Source organism: Salinicola halophyticus (genome assembly GCF_003206695.1).
GTDB classification, from domain to species: Bacteria; Pseudomonadota; Gammaproteobacteria; order Pseudomonadales; family Halomonadaceae; genus Salinicola; species Salinicola halophyticus.
On record NZ_PZJN01000003.1, the window covers coordinates 293,809 to 314,588 of the forward strand.

The following is a 20,780-nucleotide window of genomic DNA, read 5'->3' on the forward strand; positions in this document are numbered from 1 at the left end:
TGGTAGTTTGGACCCTAATTAGTGACCATGAATAAACCTTTCAAGATTCACTCCAAGTATCGTCCCGCCGGTGATCAGCCGGCCGCCATCGAGGGGCTGATCCGCGGGCTGGGGGCGGGGCTTTCGCACCAGACGCTGCTCGGTGTCACCGGCTCCGGCAAGACCTTCACCATGGCCAACGTGGTCGAGAAACTGCAGCGTCCGACGATCGTGCTGGCGCCCAACAAGACGCTGGCGGCGCAGCTCTATGGCGAGTTCAAGAGCTTCTTTCCGGACAATGCCATCGAGTATTTCGTTTCCTACTACGACTACTATCAGCCGGAAGCCTACGTGCCGTCGTCGGATACGTTCATCGAGAAAGATGCTTCGATCAACGACCATATCGAGCAGATGCGGCTGTCGGCGACCAAGGCGTTGCTGGAACGTCGCGATGCGCTGATCGTGGTCTCGGTCTCGGCGATCTACGGGCTGGGCGATCCCGAGCAGTACATGAAGATGCGTCTGCACTTCAACCGCGGCGAGCAGATCGATCAGCGCGCGTTTCTGCGGCGGCTGGCCGAGCTGCAGTACACACGCAACGATGCCGATTTCCGGCGCGGGACCTATCGCGTGCGTGGCGATGTGATCGACGTCTTCCCCGCGGATGCCGAAGACGAAGGCGTGCGCGTGGAGCTTTTCGGCGACGAGATCGACTCGATTCGTCTGTTCGATCCGCTGACCGGGGAGGTTCGGGGGCAGGTGCCGCGCATGACGATCTATCCCAAGAGCCACTACGTCACGCCGCGTGACACCATTCTGGGTGCGATCGATTCGATCAAGCAGGAACTGGCCGACAGACTCGAGTACCTGCGCAAGCATGAGCGCCTGGTCGAAGCGCAACGCCTCGAGCAGCGCACGCTGTATGACATCGAGATGATGCTGGAGCTGGGCTACTGCAACGGCATCGAGAACTACTCGCGCTATCTTTCCGGCCGGGCGCCGGGTCAGGCGCCGCCGACGTTCTTCGACTATCTGCCCGACGACGCGCTGCTGTTCATCGACGAGTCCCACGTCAGCGTGCCGCAGGTCGGCGGGATGTATCGCGGTGACCGCTCGCGCAAGGAGACGCTGGTCGAATACGGGTTCCGGCTGCCATCGGCGCTGGACAACCGACCCATGACCTTCGAGGAGTGGGAAGGCATCGTCCCCCAGACGGTGTTCGTCTCGGCGACGCCGGGGAATTACGAAGCCGAGCACGCCGGGCAGGTCGTCGAGCAGGTGGTGCGCCCGACCGGTCTGGTGGACCCGCAGATCGAGGTGCGACCTGCCACGTCGCAGGTCGATGACCTGCTATCCGAAATTCGGCTACGCGTCGACGTTGGTGAACGGGTGCTGGTGACCACGCTGACCAAGCGCATGGCCGAGGATCTGACCGAATATTTTGCCGAGCACGACATCCGTGTGCGCTACCTGCATTCGGACATCGATACCGTGGAGCGGGTCGAAATCATCCGCGATCTGCGTCTGGGCGAGTTCGATGTGCTGGTCGGCATCAACCTGCTGCGCGAAGGGCTCGATATTCCCGAGGTGTCGCTGGTGGCGATTCTGGACGCCGACAAGGAAGGTTTCCTGCGCGCCGAACGCTCGTTGATCCAGACCATCGGGCGTGCCGCGCGTAATGCTCACGGCAAGGCCATTCTCTACGGCGATCGAATCACCGACTCGATGCGCCGCGCGATGGACGAGACCGAGCGCCGCCGCAACAAGCAGATCGAGCACAACGAACGCCATGGCATCACGCCGATGACCGTGACCAAGTCCGTGGCGGACATCATGGAAGGCGCACAAGCGCCGGGTAGTCGTAAAAGCGGTCGCAAGCGGACCGAACAGCTGGTGGCCGAAGCGCCGGGCGATTATACCCGTGAATCGCTGGCCGCCATGAATGCCACACAGCTGACCAAGGAGATCAGCAAGCTCGAGGATCGTATGCATGAGGCCGCGCAGAATCTCGAGTTCGAGCAAGCTGCGAAACTGCGCGATCAGCTGCAAACGTTGAAATCGCGGCTGCTGGAACTGGGCTAGATCGAGTCGGGACGAGTTGAAGCTGGGATCGTCGAAATCTGAATCAAGGATGATCGCGCCATGCCCGAAGGGCCGGAAATACGCCGCGTTGCGGATCGTCTGGGCAAAGTACTGGTAGATGTGCCGTTGACCCAGGTATGGTTTGCCTTTCCCGAGCTGGAAAGCATGGCAGGGCGCCTGGTGAACAGTCGGGTGACCACGGTCGACTGCTGGGGCAAGGCACTGCTGATCACCTTCGCCGATGGGCACGTGCTTTATTCTCACAACCAGCTTTACGGCGTCTGGCGGGTTCATCGTCGGGGGCGATCGCCGACGACGGGCAGGGTGCTGCGGGCGCGCCTGGTGGCCGGAGATCACACCGCCAGCCTTTACAGTGCCTCGGACATTTCGTTGTGGACTGCCGACACCTTGCGACAACAGCCGTTTCTGGCGCGCCTTGGCCCGGATCTATTGACGCACGATGTCACCGCCGAAGATATCGTCGCTCGTCTGTCGGAACCGCGTTTCGCGGGAAGAGGGCTGGGAGGATTGCTGTTGGATCAGGGCTTCTATGCGGGGATCGGTAACTATCTGCGGTCGGAGATCCTGTTCTATGCCGGCCTTGCGCCCAGAAAGCGTCCTAAAGCGCTCTCCGAGGCACAGCGGGAAAAACTCGCCGACTGCATTCTGACGACCGTTCAACAGGCTTACCGTGAGGCAGGCGTGACCAATCGCCCGACATGGCGCAAACGCCTGCAACGGGAGGGGAAGCGCCGCAGCCAATGGCGCTTCGCCGTGTTCAATCGCGATAACCAGCCTTGTCATGCCTGTGGCGATCTCATTTTGCGTGAGACCATTGCTTCTCGCCGACTCTACCGCTGTCCGACCTGTCAGCCAGAATGACACCTGAGGTTTCGGATCGATAATATTAAATCTTATACCGTTATCTATTTTGCAATTCTATCTCGCCCAACTGCCAATTCACATTCGCTAGGGTATGATTGGCGCCCTTGAAGTTACCGACCGTCGGGCAATCGATCCGTTGGCAGTTACCGTGACCAGTCAGGAGACCAGTAATGACCGTGATCCGTCAGGAGGATCTCATCCAGAGCGTGGCCGACGCGCTGCAGTACATCTCCTATTACCATCCCAAGGATTTCATCGATGCCATGCACGCGGCCTATCAACGGGAAGAGAATCCCGCCGCGCGTGATGCGATTGCCCAGATTCTGATCAATTCCAGAATGTGTGCCACGGGTCATCGCCCGATCTGCCAGGACACGGGCATCGTCACGGTCTTCGTCCATGTCGGCATGAACGTGCGTTGGGAAGCCGACATGAGTCTCGACGACATGATCAATGAGGGCGTTCGTCGCGCTTATTTGCTGCCCGATAACGTCCTGCGCGCATCGGTGCTCGCGGACCCCGACGGCAAACGTCAGAACACCGGCGACAACACGCCGGCCGTCATCCATCACAAACTGGTACCGGGTGACACGATCGAAGTGCACGTTGCCGCCAAGGGTGGCGGTAGCGAGGCCAAGTCCAAGTTCGCCATGCTCAATCCCTCCGACAGTGTCGTCGACTGGGTGCTGGAACAGCTGCCCAAGATGGGCGCGGGCTGGTGTCCGCCGGGAATGCTGGGTATCGGCATCGGCGGGACCGCCGAAAAGGCGATGGAACTGGCTAAGGAAGCGCTGCTGGATCCAATCGACATTCAGGCGTTGCAGGCTCGCGGTGCCGCCAACCGCGCCGAAGAGCTGCGTCTCGAGCTGTTCGACAAGGTCAACCGCAGCGGTATCGGCGCGCAAGGGCTGGGTGGCCTGACCACGGTACTCGATATCAAGGTCAAGGATTACCCGACTCATGCCGCCAACAAGCCGGTGGCGATCATTCCCAACTGCGCCGCGACTCGGCACGTTCATTTCAGCCTCGACGGCAGCGGGGCGGCGGTACTGCCAGCCCCCAAGCTGGATGACTGGCCGGAGATCACCTGGGAAGTGGGTGAAGGGGTTCGACGCGTCAACCTCGATGAGATAACACCGGAAGCGGTACGTGAATGGCAGCCGGGCGATACTGTACTGCTCTCCGGCAAACTGCTGACGGGCCGCGATGCCGCCCACAAGCGCATGATCGACATGCTGGCGAAGGGTGAGAGCCTGCCTGTCGATCTCAAAAACCGCTTCATCTATTACGTCGGCCCGGTCGATCCGGTTGGCGAGGAAGTCGTGGGGCCGGCCGGTCCCACGACCGCAACGCGCATGGACAAATTCACCCGCACCCTGCTCGAGGAGACGGGATTGCTGGGCATGGTCGGCAAGGCGGAACGGGGTCCGTTGGCGATCGAGGCCATCCGCGACAATCAGGCGGTCTATCTGATGGCAGTCGGTGGCGCGGCGTATCTGGTGGCGCAGGCGATCAAGAAAGCCGAAGTCATTGCCTTCGACGACCTGGGGATGGAAGCGATCTACGAGTTCGAGGTCGAAGACATGCCAGTCACGGTTGCCGTGGATCATCTCGGTACGTCGGTCCATCAGACCGGGCCGGCCAAGTGGAAACAGATCATCGCCGAGCGCGTCTGATCCTTTGGGATCGGACCAAACCGTCGGCTGCCGGCGATGGATCCCGCTCGCGCCGCTGGCCATTGAAAGTCGCAACACGGATAAAAAGGAGAGTCCCGGTGGGGCTCTCCTTTTTTCGGTATGATATTGGTTAGCTTGGTGATTTAAGCGGGAGCGCGGCAATGGGGCAGAGTGAGAGAAAGGGCGGGGGAAGATGGCAGACATGAGCTGGCTGATCGGTATGTTTCTGTTCGTATCCCATGTCGCAGGCATCATCACCGCGGTGGTAGCGCTGATGTCGAGTCGCACCTCTCAAGGGGCGGTCGCCTGGATCGTTACCCTGGTCAGCTTTCCCTACATTGCGGTCCCGATCTTCTGGACGTTCGGTAGGCCTCGATTCTATGGCTACGTCTCTGCGCGGGGTGAACGCGATACCGTGCTCCGCCAGGTACTGCAGCGGTATCGTCCGCATATGGAATCCTACGTGTCCCGGCCCGAGGCCGTCAGCGGACGCATTCGCGCTGTCGAGGCATTGGCGAAAATGCCGATGACTCGCGGCAATCGGGCGGATCTGCTCATCGATGGCGAAGCCACGTTCGATAGTCTGTTCGAAGGCATCGATCGAGCCGAAGAGTACATCCTGGTTCAATTCTTTATCGTCCGCGCTGACGAGATCGGCATGGCTTTCAAGCGCAAGCTCATCCATCAGGCCGAACATGGCGTCAATGTCTACTTTCTGTACGACGAGATCGGCAGTCGTGGGCTCCCCGGCGGATATCTGCGCGACCTCGAAGAGGCGGGAGCTCGAGTATCGGCTTTCAACTCTTCGCGTGGCTGGCGACATCGCTTCCAGATCAATTTCCGCAACCATCGCAAGATCGTGGTGGTCGACGGCCGGGAAGGCTGGACCGGCGGTCTCAATGTCGCTGACGAATATCTCGGCCGGGTCGAGCGGTACGGTCAATGGCGTGATACCCATCTCAAGCTCCAGGGCCCGAGCGTGTTGGCACTACAGGAGGCTTTCTGGGAAGACTGGTACTGGGCGACGGGGGATATTCTGGCACTAGGCTGGAAGCCTCAGCCGGCGCCCGGGGCGTCACAGCATGTGGCAATCGTGCCCTCCGGGCCTGCCGACGGTCGGGAAACCGCCAGTTTGCTGGTTCAGCATGCCATGCACGGTGCCCGACACCGACTCTGGGTTACCAGTCCGTACTTCGTGCCCGATCACGGTGTGCAGGATGCGCTGGTTCTGGCTGCCTTGCGCGGGGTGGATGTTCGGGTGCTGATTCCCGAGCGTCCGGATCATCTGCTGGTCTTCCTTTCGGCGTTTGCGTTCCTGCCGGAAATGATTCGGGCAGGGGTAAAAATATACCGTTATCAACCCGGTTTTTTACACCAAAAGGTCCTGCTGGTGGATGACCACACGGCGATGGTAGGAACCGTCAATCTCGATAATCGGTCTTTCAGGCTCAATTTCGAAGTGACAGCCTATATTCCCGACAAGGCATTCGCTGCCACGGTCATCGATATGCTCGAGCAGGATTTCGCCAATAGCCGGCAAGTCAGCCAGCGCGAACTTTCCGACCGACCGTTGTGGCGCAAAGTAGTATCGCGGGCCACCTATCTGCTGTCGCCCATCCAATGACGAGACAACGTATTTTGCACTCATGGCACAAGATATCGCACCGCAGGTCGTGCGCAGATCGCGCCGAGACTAGAGATGTCAGGGGGCTTCATTGAATCTGGAAACCAAATGGCTCGAGGACTTCGTCGCCTTGTCCAACACGCGCAGTTTTTCGGCCTCCGCGCGCCAGAGACATGTGACGCAGCCTGCCTTCAGTCGGCGCATCCGCTCGTTGGAACAGGCGGTCGGGGCGACGCTGGTAGATCGTTCGACAACCCCTGTGAGTCTGACGCCGGAAGGACAGCTCTTCCTGGTGACCGCGAGAAACATGGTCGAGCAGCTCAGCGATAGCCTGGCCCATCTCCGCGGTCTGGCGATGGACAACGAGGCCCTGGATATCGTTGCCGCACACTCGCTGGCGCTGGCATTCTATCCGCCCTGGATATCACGCCTGCAAAAGGGCGTCGGCGAGCTGCCGACGCGCCTGGTGGCGATGAACGTCGGCGATGCCATTCATGTGCTGCGCGAAGGCAATTGCGATCTGATGCTGGCGTATCACGATCCTTACGCCACCATGCAGCTAGACGCCGAGATATTTCCATCGTTTTCGATCGGCCAGGTCAAGATGGTTGCGGTCAGCGTGCCGGACGCCGACGGCGCGCCGAAATTTTCGTTCGATGATGAGGGGGCGATTCCTTTTCTTTCCTACACACAAGGCGCCTTTCTCGGTCGCAGCGTACGGATGCTGCTCAAGAACGAGCCGGGACGCATGCGCCTGAAGACCGTCTACGAAACGGCCATGGCCGAAGGGCTGAAAGGGATGGCGCTGCAGGGATTTGGTCTGGCCTGGATTCCGGATTTCTGTATTCGTGACGAACTGGCCAACGGCAGGCTGGTTCGCGCGGCTGCCGAAAACTGGGACATCCCGCTGGAAATTCGCCTCTATCGCTGCTCGCTGGTGCACAAGCCCGGGGTCGAGAAACTCTGGCGACGCATGATGAAGCTCCCCAGCGATTTCTTGCGTGCATGAGCGATATCAGCAGCGCCTCAGGCAGGATATCGGCGGATTGTCGTCTAGACTGCTGATAACTCGAGAAAGCGTCATTGCCGATCGATTTCCCTAGGTGTGCTTCTGCCACGGACGGTGGCAGCCAGCAACGAGGAATCCAACTATAAGGAACGCTACGTGAGAGCCTCTTTTTCCAATGTCGTCCCTTTCCTGAAGTACTGGACTGCCATCGTGCGCGACTCGATCAAGCTGTGGCTCGATCGCAACGCCTTCAGCTATGCCGGATCGCTGGCCTTCTACACGCTGTTTTCCTTGGCACCCACGATCATTATCGCCGTCACGGTCGTCGGGCTGTGGCTGGGCGAGGACGCCGCTCGTGGCGAAATCGCGACCCGCCTGCAGGACACCCTGGGGCCAGCGGCGGCCACCGCAATCGAGGATGCCGTGGCGCAGTCCAGTATTCAGGCTTCCGGCATTCTGCCCACACTGGCCGGTGTCGTCACATTGGTGATCGGGGCCACTACGGTCTTCGGGCAGATGCAGTTTTCGCTCAATACCATCTGGGGCGTAGCGCCCAATCCCGATCGCAACAGCATCGTGCTGTTCGCCAAGAAGCGCCTGCTGTCGATGGCAGTCGTACTGGCCATCGGCTTCGTTCTGCTGGTCTCGCTGGTGCTGGGCGTCATACTAAGAACGACGTTCAGCTACGCGGGAGACTGGGTGCCGGGGAGCGCCTTCCTGCTCGATGGAGCGGAGTTCCTGTTGTCCATCGTCGTGGTGACACTCTTTTTCGCGGCGATCTTCAAGGTGCTGCCGGACGTGGTGCTGTCTTACCGCGATGTGCTACTCGGCGCTCTGGTAACGGCAGTACTGTTCATCATCGGCAGGAATGCGATTGCCGCCTATCTGGCCCATACCGCGACGGCATCGACCTATGGTGCCGCCGGCTCTGTGGTATTGGTGCTGCTATGGGTCTATTACTCATCGCTGATTCTACTGTTCGGGGCGGCGTTCACGCGCACCCACACGGTCGCCAAGGGGCAGCGTATCGTTCCGCGTAACACGGCGGTACTGATTCGCCATGAAGTGATTCGAAAGGAGACACCGGATGACCCATCGAACGATCAAGGCGTGGGTGAGCGGAAGAGTTCAGGGCGTCAGCTATCGTGAGCACGTACGGCGGCACGCCGAGCGCTGGGGTATCACCGGCCATGCGCTCAACCTAGAGGACGGACGTGTCGAGGTCGTCGCCTGCGGCGAAGCGACCGCCGTTGCCGAACTGATCGACCGGCTGTGGGAAGGCTCCCCGGCGGCGGACGTCAGCGACGTCAGTGTCGAGGAAGCGACGCTCGTTGCACCGGCAAGTTTCACGACTTACTAGACTCACGCTTCGCTGAGTCACCTGGGGTGAATCCTCGAGGTGAATACACGGTTCATTGAGCTTACGACTCACACGTCCACGGCCCGAGGAACCAACGCTATCGCCCGACCGTTGTAGGCGATCGGGCGATGGGGTCCTGAGATGATTTACCACGATCCGGGAACGCTCAGGGCGAAGGGTGAGCTGTCAGTGTCTCGACGATCCAATCGATCACGCCCGGGCCGTTGGCATTCATGCAGACATCCGCCGGCGTGCCGTGGGACCAGCGTGGATCGACGAATTCGCGTGACTCCGGCGCCATTAATGTCTGTCCTTCGGCCAGGCCGTCGGTCACCACGCTCAAGTATCCCCGTTCGACGCTGAACAGATCGGGACGCAGCAGCCAGACTAGCGCGCAGCTATCGTGCGGGCAGCAGCCATCGATACCCAGCGCCTGCTGGTAGAAGTTTCGGTAGAACGCGTAGCTTTCACCCAGCACCTTCCCCAGCGCGCCTTGAGCCTCGACGATCCGCGCCATGCTCCGCGGATCCAGCACGCAGCGGTGAGTCGCATCCAGCCCGACCAGCGTCAATGGCCAGCTCGCTTCCAGCACCTTGGCAGCCGCGTGCGGGTCGTTGAAGATGTTGGCTTCGGCCACCGGCGTCACATTGCCGCCTTCCCGGATCGACCCGCCCATCACCACGACTCGTTTGACCTTGTCGACCAAACCGGGATCGAGCTGCAGCGCGGCGGCGAGATTGCCCAGCGGGCCGACGGCGACCAGCACCACCTCGCCGGGGCGGGCGTTGACCTGATCGACGATGAACTGCGCCGCACTCTGCTTCAGGGCCTGAGTCCCGATAGGCGGCAGTGAAATATCGCCCAGGCCGTTGTCGCCATGAATATGGCCCGGCGGCGGGTTCTTGGTCTTCACCAGCGGCCCGGCGGCGCCCTGGGCAACCGGAATCGATTGCCCGGCCAGCTCGGCCAGCAGCAACGCATTATGGGTCGCGACTTCGATCGTGACGTTGCCGAAAGTCGTTGTCAGACCCAGCAGTTCGATGTCGGGATGGGCGAGGGCGATGGCGATCGCCTGGGCGTCGTCGACACCCGGATCGGTATCGAAAATAATCGGAGTTGGCATGATGAATTCCTGCATGGCAATTCAGTTGGCATGACCGGACGCAAGACCGGTCACTCGGAAGCGATACGGCGATCGACGTGTCAGCCGATCAGGGCGCGAGGCGTTCGAGCGCAAGCGTGGGCCATTCCTTAAGCGCGGATTCGACGGTCTCGGCGGTGGGAATACTCGGCTCGGCGCCGGCCTGCTGCACGCACAGTGCCGACGCCGTCGTCGCCAGACGCAGGGCCTGCTCGATCTCGTCGCCACGCTGTCGCGCGGCCATGAAGTAACCGATAAAGGTATCGCCGGCGGCCGTGGTGTCGACGGCCTCGACCGCGTGCGCCGCCATGGTGAGACGTGTGCCCCGATACTGATGACAGACGCCATCGCCGCCAAGTGTGAGTACGATCTCGACGGCAGGGAGGCGCGCCGCGAGGGCATCGAGTAGCGCATCGACGTTGGCCGTTTCCGGTTGCTCGACCAGTGCCGCGGCCTCGCCACGATTGAGGAACAGAATCCGGCATAGCTCCAGCGGCAGATCGGGTACGTCAGCGGACAGCGGCGCCGGATTGAAGGCGATCGATAAATCGCTGTCTGCCGCCAGACGCAGCATCGACTCCGCGGCGTTGCACTCGTTCTGCATCAAGACCCAGCTGCCCGTGTGTGCCGAGCCGACCAGCGTCTTCAGCCGGGCCTCGTCGAAACCGTGGTTGGCCCCGGGGTGGAGAATGATCGCGTTCTCGCCGGCATCGTCGACCTGGATCAACGCGTGACCGCTGGCGCCGGCCGTCAGTTCGACGTCCTGAATATCGACGCCGGCGTCGCCAAGCGCCCCCAGGGCCCAGCGGTCGCTCTCGCCCAGACGCCCCCAGTGGGCGACGTTTCCGCCGGCACGCGCCAGCGCCAACGATTGATTGGCACCCTTGCCGCCGAGCACCTGGCTCAGGCTGGTACTGGCCAAGGTCTCGCCGGGACGCACCAGGTGGGGAACCCGGTAGACGTAATCGATGTTGATGGAGCCGTAGTTGTAAATCTTCGGTGTGTCTCGTGGCATCTCGTCTCTCCTAGCCCAACCAGCCGCGCAGATTGTCCGCCGTCAATTCGACGACTCGCTGACGCGCTTCCGGCGTGATCCAGGCATTGTGCGGCGTCACGATCAGATTGAGCGGCTCGGTCAGGGCGTCAAGCAGCGGGTGTCCATCACGGGGCGGTTCGCTGGGCAGGCTGTCGACAGCCAGCCCGCCCAAACGACGCTCGCGCAGTGCGGCAAGCGCAGCGTCCTCGTCGATGATGCCGCCCCGGGCGCAGTTGATCAGCAGCGCATCGGGTTTCATCATCGCTAGCGCCTCGCCATCGATGAGACCGCGAGTCGCCTCCGTCAGCGGGCAGTGCAGGCTCAGGATATCGGCCTCGCCGAGCAGCGTCGCCAATGCCGGTCGCGAATCATCAGCTTCACTGCCTGGGCGAGCGGAGAACGTCACGCGCATGCCGAAGGCTTCTCCCAGCTTGGCAACGGCGGTACCCAGAACGCCGCTGCCGACGATCACCAGATGCTTGCCGGCCAACTGCAGCGTGCGATGATCGAGCAGACAGAAGATATCGCTACGCTGCCAGGCTCCGGATTGCACCTCGTTCTGATAGCGCGGCAGTCTCGCCGCCAGGGCCAGAATCAACATCAGCGTGTGCTGGGCGACGCTGGCCGTGCCGTAGGCCGCCACATTACGCACCACGATGCCGCGGCGCTCGGCGGCGGCCATGTCGATATTGTTGGTGCCGGTGGCCAGCACGCAGATCAGTTTCAGCGCGGGAAGGGACTCGATCAGTTCGGCATCGAGAACGACCTTATTGGTGAGGGCTACCGTCGCGCCCTCGAGTCGTTCCCGAGTCTGATCCGGAGCGGTAAGACGATGAATGTCGAGATCGTCGACGAGGGTGCGGATGGGGCCGAGATCGATATCGTCCCCCAGTGAAGCGGCGTCCAGAAGTACGGCTTTCATGCTTCTTTTCCTTATCTCTTGCGGGTCTCTCTGCGGTCTCGGGCGCTGTCGTATCACGATTGCTGCGTGCGAACGACGACATCGGCGTTATCAGCCGGTAATATTGCCCGCGACCGGCTGCTGCGCGCTATACTATGCGGCTTTCCTGCCCGGCTTGGAAAGGGTCGGTACGTCACCGCTCGGGCTGGGCGTCGAGAACATTCTCGCCGCCGCGCCGGCGGGAAACAGATAAGCGGGACTAGACAAACAGCTGGCGCCAGGCCGACAACCGGGTGGCGCCCGGATAACGCAAGGAAGTCGCCCATAGCGGGGCCTAGGCTTCCCGTAGCCAGAGAGTGATCAATCCATGCCCATTTACGAATATGAGTGCAAGGCTTGCGGCCATCGTCTGGAGAAGCTTCAGAAGATCAGCGCGCCGCCGTTGAAGGATTGCCCGACCTGCGAGCGCCCGGAACTCTCTCGCCTGGTGTCGGCGGCCGGTTTCAGGCTGGCCGGCGGCGGCTGGTATGAAACCGATTTCAAATCGGGCAGCAAGAAGAATCTCGTCGGTGACGCCGCCAAGCCGGCTTCGTCGAGCGAAAGTGGCAGCAAGTCGACAGGCGAAAGCAAATCGAGCGGTGAGAGCAAAGCGTCTGCCTGAGTCTTGTCTCCACGTTTTTAGGCTTCACATTTTTAAGCTTCACAATTCTAGGATCCAGCATGCGCAGTCATTATTGCGGCCGATTGAACGAGTCATTGATCGATCACGAAGTCACGCTTTGCGGTTGGGTGCATCGCCGCCGCGACCATGGCGGTGTCATTTTCCTCGACATGCGCGATCGTGACGGTATCGCTCAGGTGGTTGTGGATCCCGACACGGCCGAGGCCTTCGCCAATGCCGATCGAGCGCGCAACGAGTACGTGCTTCGCATCGTCGGTCGCATTCGCCTGCGTCCGGAAGGCACTCAGAATCCCAACATGCCGACTGGCATGATCGAGGTGCTGGCCAAGCAGGTCGAAGTCCTCAACACCGCCGCGACACCGCCGTTCCAGCTCGACGAGCACGGCAAGGTGGGCGAAGAGGTGCGGCTCAAGTATCGCTATATCGACCTGCGCCGTCCGGAGATGATCGAGCGCCTGCGTCTGCGCTCGCGGATCACTCACAGCGTGCGTGCCTATCTCGAGGATCATGGTTTCCTCGATATCGAGACTCCGATCCTGACTCGAGCGACGCCGGAAGGGGCGCGGGACTATCTGGTGCCGAGCCGAACCCACGATGGCCACTTCTTCGCGCTGCCACAGTCGCCGCAGCTGTTCAAGCAGTTGCTGATGGTCTCCGGCTTCGATCGCTACTATCAGATCGCCAAGTGCTTTCGTGACGAGGATCTGCGCGCGGATCGCCAGCCGGAATTCACCCAGATCGATATCGAAGCGTCGTTCATCGACGAGCAGGAGATCATGGGCACTACCGAGCAGATGGTACGCCAGCTGTTCCAGGAAGTGCTGGATGTCGACCTGCCGGCGTTCCCGCGCATGCCCTATAGCGAAGCGATGCAACGCTACGGTTCCGACAAGCCGGATCTGCGCATCCCGCTGGAACTGGTGGATGTCGACGATCTGATGCAGTCGGTGGACTTCAAGGTCTTCTCCGGTCCGGCCAAGGCCGATGACGGTCGCGTGGCCGCGCTGAAGGTGAGCGGTGGGGCCAAGCTGTCGCGCAAGGAGATCGACGAATATACCAAGTTCGTGGGTATCTACGGTGCCAAGGGGCTGGCCTGGATCAAGGTCAACGAGCGCGCCAAGGGGCTCGAGGGGCTGCAGTCGCCGATCGTCAAGTTCATGGAAGGCATCGTCGAGCAATTGCTGGATCGCGTCGGCGCTGAAGACGGCGATATCATCTTCTTCGGGGCCGACAGAGCGAAAATCGTCAACGAAGCGATCGGCGCGCTGCGCGTCAAGCTGGGCGGGGACCTCGATCTTTACACGGCCAAGTGGGCGCCGCTGTGGGTCGTCGATTTCCCGATGTTCGAAGCCGACGATAGCGGCCGCCTGTCGGCACTGCATCATCCGTTTACCGCGCCGTCCTGTTCGTCGGACGAGCTCAAGGCGTCGCCCGCCACGGCGCTGTCTCGCGCCTATGACATGGTGCTGAACGGCACCGAACTGGGTGGCGGTTCGATCCGTATTCACGATCAGGCCATGCAGCGCGCGGTGTTCGAAGTGCTGGGTATCGGCAAGGAAGAAGCCGAGGAGAAGTTCGGCTTCCTGCTCGACGCGCTGCAGTACGGTGCGCCGCCGCACGGCGGTCTGGCCTTCGGCCTCGACCGGCTGGTGATGCTGATGACGGGATCACGGACCATCCGCGACGTCATCGCCTTCCCCAAGACGCAGAGCGCCGCCGACCTGATGACCGACGCGCCCGGCGAGGTCAGCAGCCAGCAGTTACGCGATCTGCATATCCGTCTGCGCCAGAAAGCGAAGCCCGAAAGCAGCGGCGAATAACGGCTTTCGACTTCACACGCCGGCGCCCTCAGGGGCGCCGGCGTTGTTTTGGCTGCAGTCGTCCAGGCTCGGCGGTAGTCTGGGACCCCGTGTCGGTGCTGCTCGACGTGGGCAACTTCATTACATTCATCGCTGCCAGTCGGGAGGTCATATTTCGATGAATCTATGCCAGTGGATACAGGAATCCGACGTTTGATTCTCTTGGGTATCGACCCCGGGTCGCGGATAACCGGTTACGGCGTGATCGATGTCTCCGCCAAGCCACGTTATATCGCCAGTGGCTGCATTCGTATCGACGGCGAAAATCTGGCCCAGAAGCTGGCACGGGTCTATGCCGGCGTGAGCGAATTGATCGGCCTGTATCGGCCGGCAGAATTCGCCATCGAGCGCGTGTTCATGGCCAAGAATGCGGACTCCGCCCTCAAGCTCGGTCAGGCTCGTGGCAGCGCGATCGTCTGCGCGGCAAATCATGGTCTACCGGTCCACGAGTATGCCGCGCGCCAGGTCAAGCAGGCCATCACCGGCAACGGCGGTGCCGACAAGTCGCAGATCCAGCATATGGTGACGGCGATACTCTCCCTGGATGCGCCGCCACCGGCCGATGCTGCCGATGCGCTGGCGATCGCGCTGACCCATGGATACGCCCGCCAGGGCTTGTTGGCGGTGTCTCCGCAGCGCCGCGGAAAACCCTCTCGGGGCGGGCGCTGGCGAGACTTTAAGCCGGATTGACAGAGGCGTCATAACAGCGCCTCGGGTAGCTAGTCAGTTGAATCGGCTATGCGTATAGTGGACGCCGTCGGAGTAAGGACACGAATGGCATGATTGGACGTTTGCACGGCACGCTGTTGGAGAAACATCCCCCCTGGATCGTCATCGATGTTCAGGGCGTCGGCTACGAGCTCGAGACCTCGATGACCACTTTGGTTTCGCTGCCCGGCGCCGGGGAAGCTGTGCGCCTCTATACGCATCTCAGCGTGCGTGAGGACGCCCATCTGCTTTACGGTTTTTCCCACGACGAGGAACGCCAGCTGTTTCGCGCCCTGATCAAGGTCAACGGTGTCGGTCCCAAACTGGCACTGGCCATTCTGTCGGGAATGGATACCGATGCGTTCATCCACTGCGTGATGGAAGGCGACAGCAAGGCGTTGACCAAGCTGCCCGGCGTCGGCAAGAAGACCGCTGATCGCCTGATCGTCGAGATGCGTGATCGCTTCCCGCATTGGCAGGAAGGGCAGGCGTCGTTGCTGGGCAGCGAGAATGCCGCCACGATGACGCCGGCCGACCCGCTGGCCGATGCCGAGGCCGCGCTGGTCACGCTGGGTTACAAGCCAACAGAAGCATCGCGCATGCTTTCCGCGCTGGACAAGACGCTCCCTACCGAAGCGCTGATCAAAGCGGCGCTGTCACGCCAGCTGGCTGGATAACCCGCTCATGATTGAACCCGACCGTCTGATTGCGGCACCGCCGCAGCAGGGCGAGCAGCAGGTCGACCATGCCATTCGACCACGCCGGCTCGCTGACTATATCGGCCAGCCGCGCGTGCGCGAGCAGCTGAACATCTTCATTGCCGCGGCGCGTCAGCGTGAGGACACGCTCGATCATACCCTCGTGTTCGGCCCGCCGGGGCTGGGCAAGACGACCCTCGCCAACATTATCGCCACCGAAATGAACGTGGACATCAAGTCGACTTCAGGCCCGGTGCTGGAGCGCGCCGGGGACCTGGCCGCGATGCTGACCAACCTGCAGCCGGGCGACGTGCTGTTCATCGACGAGATCCATCGGCTTCCCGCCGCAGTGGAAGAAGTGCTGTACCCGGCGATGGAGGATTTTCAGCTGGATATCATGATCGGCGACGGCCCGGCGGCCCGATCGATCAAGCTGGATCTGCCGCGGTTCACGCTGGTCGGCGCCACGACTCGGGCGGGGCTTCTGACCTCGCCATTGCGCGACCGGTTCGGCATTGTGCAGCGACTCGAATTTTACGCCGTCGACGAATTGACCGAGATCGTATCGCGCTCCGCCCGGCTGCTGGGCGTACCGGCCGACGTCGAAGGCGCCCGGGAAATTGCCCGACGCGCCCGCGGCACCCCGCGTATCGCCAACCGGCTGTTGCGACGCGTGCGTGACTTCGCCGAGGTCAAGGGCGACGGGCGGGTCAACGCGGTGGTAGCCGATCAGGCGCTCAACATGCTCAACGTCGATAGCCACGGGCTGGATCACATGGATCGGCGACTGCTGCTGGCGATGATCGAGAAGTTCGATGGCGGCCCTGTCGGTGTCGACAGCCTGGCCGCGGCTATCAGCGAAGAACGCGACACCATCGAGGACGTCATCGAACCCTACCTGATCCAGCAGGGCTTCATGATGCGTACCACCCGAGGCCGGGTCGTCACGCGCTCCGCCTATACGCATTTCGGCATCGCGCCGGACGACAAGGCGCCGGATGACAAGTCCCCCCGCGATGACCTGACGCCTGCAGGCGCCGGGCGGAATTCGTCGATGGACGGGGGTCAGGTCGGCAATGAGTGAATTCATGTTCCCGGTGAAGGTCTATATCGAAGATACCGACGCCGGTGGCATTGTGTACTACGTTAACTATCTGAAATTCATGGAGCGCGCGCGCAGCGAATGGTTGAATGCGCGCGGCTTCGGTCAGCGTGGGTTGATAGAGAAGGGCGTGCAGCTGGTGGTCCATTCGCTGAGTTGCCGCTATGCACGCCCGGCGCGACTCGACGACCGGCTGGAAGTGACGGCCAAGGTCAGTCGACTGTCGGCCTGCTCGTTACAATTTGAGCAGGCCGTACGGTACGACGGGGATACATTATGCGAAGCGACGGTCGATATTGCCTGTGTCGATGCGCAACGCCTGAAACCGATGCGTTGGCCCAGCGAACTCCGCGCGGTGCTGACGTCAGACATTCCAAGCCAGTGATTCGAGGATTTTCGTGAACGACTCCATGTCCATCCCCCATCTGATCATGAACGCCAGTCTGGTGGTCCAGCTGGTCTTGCTCCTGCTGTTGGCCGCATCCATCGCCTCCTGGGTTGTCATCTTTCAACGCAGTTTCGCGCTGGCCCGTGCCAGGAAAACGCAGAAAGCGTTCGACGAGCGCTTCTGGTCGGGTGTCGATCTCAACGAACTCTACCGGGATGTGCCGGAAAACTATGAAGCCCAGGGCTCCGAGCACGTCTTCCGTGCCGGCTTCCGCGAGTTCAATCGGCTGATGCCCAAGACGCGCAGCAGCGAAGCCGTGCTGGACGGCGTGCAGCGCTCGCAGCGAGTAGCGCTCTCTCGCGAAGAGGATCGACTCAACGCCAACCTCACGCTGCTGGCGACCGTGGCCTCGGCGAGCCCTTATATCGGGCTGTTCGGGACCGTCTGGGGCATCATGGGGTCCTTCCAGAGCCTATCGATGGCCCAGCAGGCGACACTTTCGACCGTGGCGCCGTGGATCGCCGAGGCACTGGTGGCAACCGCGATGGGGCTGTTCGCCGCGATTCCGGCGGTCATTTTCTATAACCGTCTGTCGGCCATCGCCAGTCGCCTGCTCGGCGAGTACGAAGATTTCGCCGAGGAATTCCATTCGATCCTGCACCGTAACCTGCAAGGTCGCGGCAGCAATCAAGCGTCCTGAGGCGGAGGTTCAACATGAGTGGACCCTACAGCCGCCGTCAACGGCGCAAACCGATGGGCGAAATCAACGTCGTTCCGTTCATCGACGTCATGCTGGTGCTGCTGGTGATCTTCATGATCACCGCGCCGATGCTGACCCAGGGCGTGAAGGTCGATCTGCCTCAGGTCACATCGGAACCGATCGACACCGATGAGCAGGAGCCGATCATCGTCTCGGTCGACAGCCAGGGCGAGTACTATATTTCGCTCGGCGAGGAAGACAAGCCGGTGACACTGGAGACCGTCGGCGATCAGGTCGTGGCGATCCTCGAGCGCAAGCCGGATACCCCGGTCATGGTGCGTGGCGACCAGAATGCCTCCTACGGTCAGGTCGTAACGCTGATGAGTACACTGCAGATGGCAGGTGTGGCGAACGTCGGATTGATTTCCGAGCCGCCCCATGGCGACAAAGGGTAACCGCATGGCGAAGCGAAACCGCCGAGTCGGTTACGGCCTGCCCGTCGTTCTGGCGATCGTCGTTCATGTCGCGGCGCTGTTGTTGACGATGTTGCGCCTGCCGGAGAGCGAACCGACACCGAGCTCCTCGTCCGTGGTACAGGCGACGCTGGTCAGCGACGTCACCGCCACGGACCAGGCCCAGTACGCCAAGGAGGCGCGGGCGCGAGCGGCTCAGCGACAGGCAGAAGAGGCGGCTCAGCAGGCGGCCGAACAGCAGTCGCAGGAAGAAGCACAGCAAGCAGCCGAACAGCAGGCTCAAGAACAGGCGCAGCAGCAGGAAGCCGAGCGCCAGGCGGCTGCCGAGCAGGCCGAAGCGGAATCCGAGCGTCGCCAGCAGGCGGCGAAAGAGGCCGCCGCCGCTCGCGCCGAGGCGGAAGAGCAGCAGAAGGCCGCCGAATCCCAGCGTCAGGCCGAAGCGAAAAAGCAGCAGGTCGCCGCCGAAAAGCGGAAAGCTGAAGAGGCCGAGAAGAAGGCCGAGGCGGAAAAGCAGAAAGCGGCAGCGGCCGAGAAACAGCGCCAGGCGGAAGCCGAGAAGAAAAAGGCCGAAGCGGAAAAACAGAAGGCAGCAGAAGCCGAGAAACAGCGCCAGGCGGAGGCCGAAAAGAAAAAGGCCGAAGCGGAAAAGCGGAAGGCGGCGGAAGCCGAGAAGAAAAAGGCTGAAGCGGAAAAGCAGAAAAAGGCCGAGGCAGAGAAAAAGCGCAAGGCTGAAGAAGCGGAGAAGAAACGCCAGGCGGAGGCGGCAGCGAAAAAAGCGGCTGCCGATGCGCTGAGCGATTCGATTTCCAACGAGCAGGAGCGGATTGCCAATGCCGAGCAGTCCGATCAAGCGTCGAATAGCTTCATCAATCTGGTCAAGCGGGCCGTCGAGGATCGCTGGCACTTGCCGGCCAACGCGGACGGTGGTTTGGTAGCACAGGTTCGCGTAAGACTGGGGCCGTCCGGTGAATTGCTGGCAGCCAGCGTCACCCGCAGCAGTGGCAATCCCAGTTTCGATCGATCGGCGACGCAGGCCGTTGAAGCCGCGGCACCGTTCCGCGAACTGCAACAGCTGGATGCAGGGTTGCAACGGCGGTTTCGCGACTTCAATCTCAAATTCACCCCCGGGGATGTACAGTGATGAAACGATGGATGTCTCAAGGATGGAAAACCCTGGCCGCCGGCTGGCTGGTGTCGTTGATAGCCCTGACCTGTATGGCGACCACCGCCCAGGCACAGAATCTGACCATCGAAATCAATCGCGGTAGTGATCAGGCAACACCGATCGCGGTCGTGCCGTTCGAGGTCAGCGGCCAGGGTTCGTTGCCGCAGGATGTGGCGCAGATCGTCAGTGATGATCTGGAACATAGCGGGCAGTTTTCACCCCTGAGCCGGAGCTCACTCGTCTCGTTGCCGAGCAGCAGCAAGGATGTTTTCTACGACGACTGGAAACGCGTCGATGCGCGCTATCTGGTGGTGGGCAACATCGAGCCCCAGGGTGATCAGTATCGTATCCAGTACGAGCTGATGGACATCCTGGGTGGCAAGCGCATGCTGGGCGAAACCGTGACCTCCTCCGAGGGTAACCTGCGGGCCAGTGCTCACTACATCAGCGATCAGATCTTCGAGGCGATTACCGGTATTCGGGGGGCGTTCTCGACCCGCATCGCTTACGTCTCGGCCAGCGGTGCCGGGAATAACAGTCGCTATGCGCTCCATATAGCCGATGCCGATGGCTACAACAGTCAGCAGATTCTGTCGTCGGATGATCCGATTCTGTCACCGGCCTGGTCGCCGGATGGCAAGAAGATCGCCTATGTCTCGTTCGAATCCGGCAACTCAGCCATCTATGTACAGAATACCTCGTCGGGCGAGCGCGTACGGTTGACGTCATTCCGCGGCATCAATGGCGCACCCGCATGGTCACCGGATGGCCGCAAGCTGGCGATGTCGTTGTCCAAGGATGGCCAGCCGGAAATCTACGTCATGAACCTGGCGTCGCGTCAGCTCACGCGGCTGACCAATAATCGCGCCATCGAGACGGAACCGGATTGGACGCCTGACGGTCAGTCGCTGATCTTCACCTCCGACCGAAGTGGCGCCCCGCAGCTGTACCGCATGTCGGCCAGCGGTGGACAGGCCGATCGCATCACATTTACCGGGAGTTATAACTCGGATGGGCGCTTCTCGCCCGATGGCAAATCTCTTTTCATGGTGACCCGTGACGGCAGCGGTTATCACGTGGCGAAGCAGGACATGGACACGAGTCGTGTCACTGTCTTGACTGATTCACGTTGGGATGAATCGCCCAGTGTCGCACCGAATGGCACCATGGTAATCTTCGCTACCCAGCAAGGGGCGCAAGGTGTGTTGGGGGCAGTTTCTTCGGATGGACGTGCGTCCTTCCGACTGCCTTCGGCGCAGGGTGACGTACGCGAACCCGCGTGGTCGCCGTTTTTGAACTAAACGACTACAGT

The 20,780-nt window shown here is 61.4% G+C and carries 20 protein-coding genes; 17 read left to right on the forward strand and 3 right to left on the reverse strand.

The genetic code is table 11. From position 1 onward, the window contains the following. The first annotated feature begins 27 nt into the window (after positions 1-27). The 7 genes from uvrB (at position 28) to DOM58_RS03470 (ending at position 8,615) form a co-directional block, all read left to right on the forward strand. Positions 28-2,061 (forward strand): excinuclease ABC subunit UvrB, encoded by a 2,034-nt coding sequence (uvrB, locus tag DOM58_RS03440; RefSeq protein ID WP_075563819.1) that lies wholly within the window; start codon positions 28-30, stop codon positions 2,059-2,061. A 60-nt stretch (positions 2,062-2,121) separates the two neighbouring features. Continuing rightward, positions 2,122-2,943, forward strand: coding sequence for an endonuclease VIII (gene nei, locus DOM58_RS03445; RefSeq protein ID WP_110691776.1), 822 nt, complete (start codon positions 2,122-2,124; stop codon positions 2,941-2,943). Positions 2,944-3,116: 173 nt separating this feature from the next. Then, on the forward strand, positions 3,117-4,622 hold the full coding sequence (locus DOM58_RS03450) for a fumarate hydratase (protein ID WP_110691777.1): 1,506 nt from the start codon (positions 3,117-3,119) through the stop codon (positions 4,620-4,622). A 193-nt stretch (positions 4,623-4,815) separates the two neighbouring features. After that, a complete protein-coding gene (cls, locus tag DOM58_RS03455; RefSeq protein WP_110691778.1) occupies positions 4,816-6,246 on the forward strand; it encodes a cardiolipin synthase in 1,431 nt (476 codons plus the stop codon). A 91-nt stretch (positions 6,247-6,337) separates the two neighbouring features. Then, entirely contained in the window at positions 6,338-7,255 is a 918-nt protein-coding gene (locus tag DOM58_RS03460) for a LysR substrate-binding domain-containing protein (RefSeq protein ID WP_075563823.1), read from the forward strand. Between the two features lie 156 nt (positions 7,256-7,411). Further along, entirely contained in the window at positions 7,412-8,404 is a 993-nt protein-coding gene (locus DOM58_RS03465) for a YihY/virulence factor BrkB family protein (RefSeq protein WP_110692038.1), read from the forward strand. Then, positions 8,343-8,615, forward strand: a complete 273-nt coding sequence (locus DOM58_RS03470) for an acylphosphatase (protein ID WP_110691779.1) — start codon at positions 8,343-8,345, stop codon at positions 8,613-8,615. Before DOM58_RS03465 ends, DOM58_RS03470 begins: the two co-directional genes overlap by 62 nt. Positions 8,616-8,781: 166 nt before the next feature. Here the strand turns inward: DOM58_RS03470 and DOM58_RS03475 are convergent, their stop codons facing one another. From DOM58_RS03475 to DOM58_RS03485, 3 genes are all read right to left on the reverse strand, one after another. Next, complete coding sequence (locus DOM58_RS03475; RefSeq protein WP_110692039.1) at positions 8,782-9,738, reverse strand: nucleoside hydrolase; 957 nt, start codon at positions 9,736-9,738, stop codon at positions 8,782-8,784. A gap of 88 nt (positions 9,739-9,826) precedes the next feature. Continuing rightward, a complete protein-coding gene (locus tag DOM58_RS03480; protein ID WP_110691780.1) occupies positions 9,827-10,771 on the reverse strand; it encodes a ribokinase in 945 nt (314 codons plus the stop codon). Positions 10,772-10,781: 10 nt separating this feature from the next. Continuing rightward, a complete protein-coding gene (locus DOM58_RS03485; RefSeq protein WP_110691781.1) occupies positions 10,782-11,714 on the reverse strand; it encodes a D-2-hydroxyacid dehydrogenase in 933 nt (310 codons plus the stop codon). Positions 11,715-12,060: 346 nt separating this feature from the next. On the opposite strand from DOM58_RS03485, the gene DOM58_RS03490 reads away from it, so the two are divergent. From DOM58_RS03490 to tolB, 10 genes are all read left to right on the forward strand, one after another. Further along, entirely contained in the window at positions 12,061-12,354 is a 294-nt protein-coding gene (locus DOM58_RS03490; RefSeq protein WP_075563827.1) for an FmdB family zinc ribbon protein, read from the forward strand. Positions 12,355-12,413: 59 nt separating this feature from the next. Next, positions 12,414-14,195, forward strand: coding sequence for an aspartate--tRNA ligase (aspS, locus tag DOM58_RS03495; protein WP_110691782.1), 1,782 nt, complete (start codon positions 12,414-12,416; stop codon positions 14,193-14,195). Between the two features lie 192 nt (positions 14,196-14,387). Further along, positions 14,388-14,924 (forward strand): crossover junction endodeoxyribonuclease RuvC, encoded by a 537-nt coding sequence (gene ruvC, locus DOM58_RS03500; RefSeq protein WP_245392135.1) that lies wholly within the window; start codon positions 14,388-14,390, stop codon positions 14,922-14,924. A gap of 89 nt (positions 14,925-15,013) precedes the next feature. Continuing rightward, entirely contained in the window at positions 15,014-15,619 is a 606-nt protein-coding gene (gene ruvA, locus DOM58_RS03505) for a Holliday junction branch migration protein RuvA (protein ID WP_075563830.1), read from the forward strand. A 7-nt stretch (positions 15,620-15,626) separates the two neighbouring features. After that, on the forward strand, positions 15,627-16,724 hold the full coding sequence (gene ruvB, locus DOM58_RS03510; RefSeq protein WP_110691784.1) for a Holliday junction branch migration DNA helicase RuvB: 1,098 nt from the start codon (positions 15,627-15,629) through the stop codon (positions 16,722-16,724). Next, positions 16,717-17,127, forward strand: a complete 411-nt coding sequence (ybgC, locus tag DOM58_RS03515; protein WP_075563831.1) for a tol-pal system-associated acyl-CoA thioesterase — start codon at positions 16,717-16,719, stop codon at positions 17,125-17,127. The genes ruvB and ybgC overlap by 8 nt, the downstream gene beginning before the upstream one ends. Before the next feature lie 25 nt (positions 17,128-17,152). Beyond that, complete coding sequence (tolQ, locus tag DOM58_RS03520; RefSeq protein WP_188113767.1) at positions 17,153-17,830, forward strand: protein TolQ; 678 nt, start codon at positions 17,153-17,155, stop codon at positions 17,828-17,830. Between the two features lie 14 nt (positions 17,831-17,844). Continuing rightward, a complete protein-coding gene (tolR, locus tag DOM58_RS03525; RefSeq protein ID WP_075563833.1) occupies positions 17,845-18,285 on the forward strand; it encodes a protein TolR in 441 nt (146 codons plus the stop codon). Between the two features lie 4 nt (positions 18,286-18,289). After that, positions 18,290-19,444 (forward strand): cell envelope integrity protein TolA, encoded by a 1,155-nt coding sequence (gene tolA, locus DOM58_RS03530; RefSeq protein WP_110691785.1) that lies wholly within the window; start codon positions 18,290-18,292, stop codon positions 19,442-19,444. Positions 19,445-19,455: 11 nt separating this feature from the next. Next, positions 19,456-20,769 carry a Tol-Pal system beta propeller repeat protein TolB gene (gene tolB / locus DOM58_RS03535; protein WP_075562415.1) on the forward strand — a complete coding sequence of 438 codons (1,314 nt, stop codon included), beginning with the start codon at positions 19,456-19,458 and terminating at the stop codon, positions 20,767-20,769. Positions 20,770-20,780 lie beyond the last annotated feature (11 nt).

What these genes read in the sequence shown, in the direction of transcription:
- aspS (WP_110691782.1), top strand. Translation starts at nt 12,414, where the DNA reads ATGCGCAGTCATTATTGCGGCCGATTGAACGAGTCATTGATCGATCAC.
- cls (WP_110691778.1), top strand. Translation starts at nt 4,816, where the DNA reads ATGGCAGACATGAGCTGGCTGATCGGTATGTTTCTGTTCGTATCCCAT.
- uvrB (WP_075563819.1), top strand. Translation starts at nt 28, where the DNA reads ATGAATAAACCTTTCAAGATTCACTCCAAGTATCGTCCCGCCGGTGAT.
- DOM58_RS03480 (WP_110691780.1), bottom strand. Translation starts at nt 10,771, where the DNA reads ATGCCACGAGACACACCGAAGATTTACAACTACGGCTCCATCAACATC.
- ruvA (WP_075563830.1), top strand. Translation starts at nt 15,014, where the DNA reads ATGATTGGACGTTTGCACGGCACGCTGTTGGAGAAACATCCCCCCTGG.
- tolR (WP_075563833.1), top strand. Translation starts at nt 17,845, where the DNA reads ATGAGTGGACCCTACAGCCGCCGTCAACGGCGCAAACCGATGGGCGAA.
- DOM58_RS03450 (WP_110691777.1), top strand. Translation starts at nt 3,117, where the DNA reads ATGACCGTGATCCGTCAGGAGGATCTCATCCAGAGCGTGGCCGACGCG.
- tolA (WP_110691785.1), top strand. Translation starts at nt 18,290, where the DNA reads ATGGCGAAGCGAAACCGCCGAGTCGGTTACGGCCTGCCCGTCGTTCTG.
- nei (WP_110691776.1), top strand. Translation starts at nt 2,122, where the DNA reads ATGCCCGAAGGGCCGGAAATACGCCGCGTTGCGGATCGTCTGGGCAAA.
- DOM58_RS03490 (WP_075563827.1), top strand. Translation starts at nt 12,061, where the DNA reads ATGCCCATTTACGAATATGAGTGCAAGGCTTGCGGCCATCGTCTGGAG.
- DOM58_RS03485 (WP_110691781.1), bottom strand. Translation starts at nt 11,714, where the DNA reads ATGAAAGCCGTACTTCTGGACGCCGCTTCACTGGGGGACGATATCGAT.
- DOM58_RS03470 (WP_110691779.1), top strand. Translation starts at nt 8,343, where the DNA reads ATGACCCATCGAACGATCAAGGCGTGGGTGAGCGGAAGAGTTCAGGGC.
- tolB (WP_075562415.1), top strand. Translation starts at nt 19,456, where the DNA reads ATGTCTCAAGGATGGAAAACCCTGGCCGCCGGCTGGCTGGTGTCGTTG.
- ruvB (WP_110691784.1), top strand. Translation starts at nt 15,627, where the DNA reads ATGATTGAACCCGACCGTCTGATTGCGGCACCGCCGCAGCAGGGCGAG.
- tolQ (WP_188113767.1), top strand. Translation starts at nt 17,153, where the DNA reads ATGTCCATCCCCCATCTGATCATGAACGCCAGTCTGGTGGTCCAGCTG.
- DOM58_RS03475 (WP_110692039.1), bottom strand. Translation starts at nt 9,738, where the DNA reads ATGCCAACTCCGATTATTTTCGATACCGATCCGGGTGTCGACGACGCC.
- ybgC (WP_075563831.1), top strand. Translation starts at nt 16,717, where the DNA reads ATGAGTGAATTCATGTTCCCGGTGAAGGTCTATATCGAAGATACCGAC.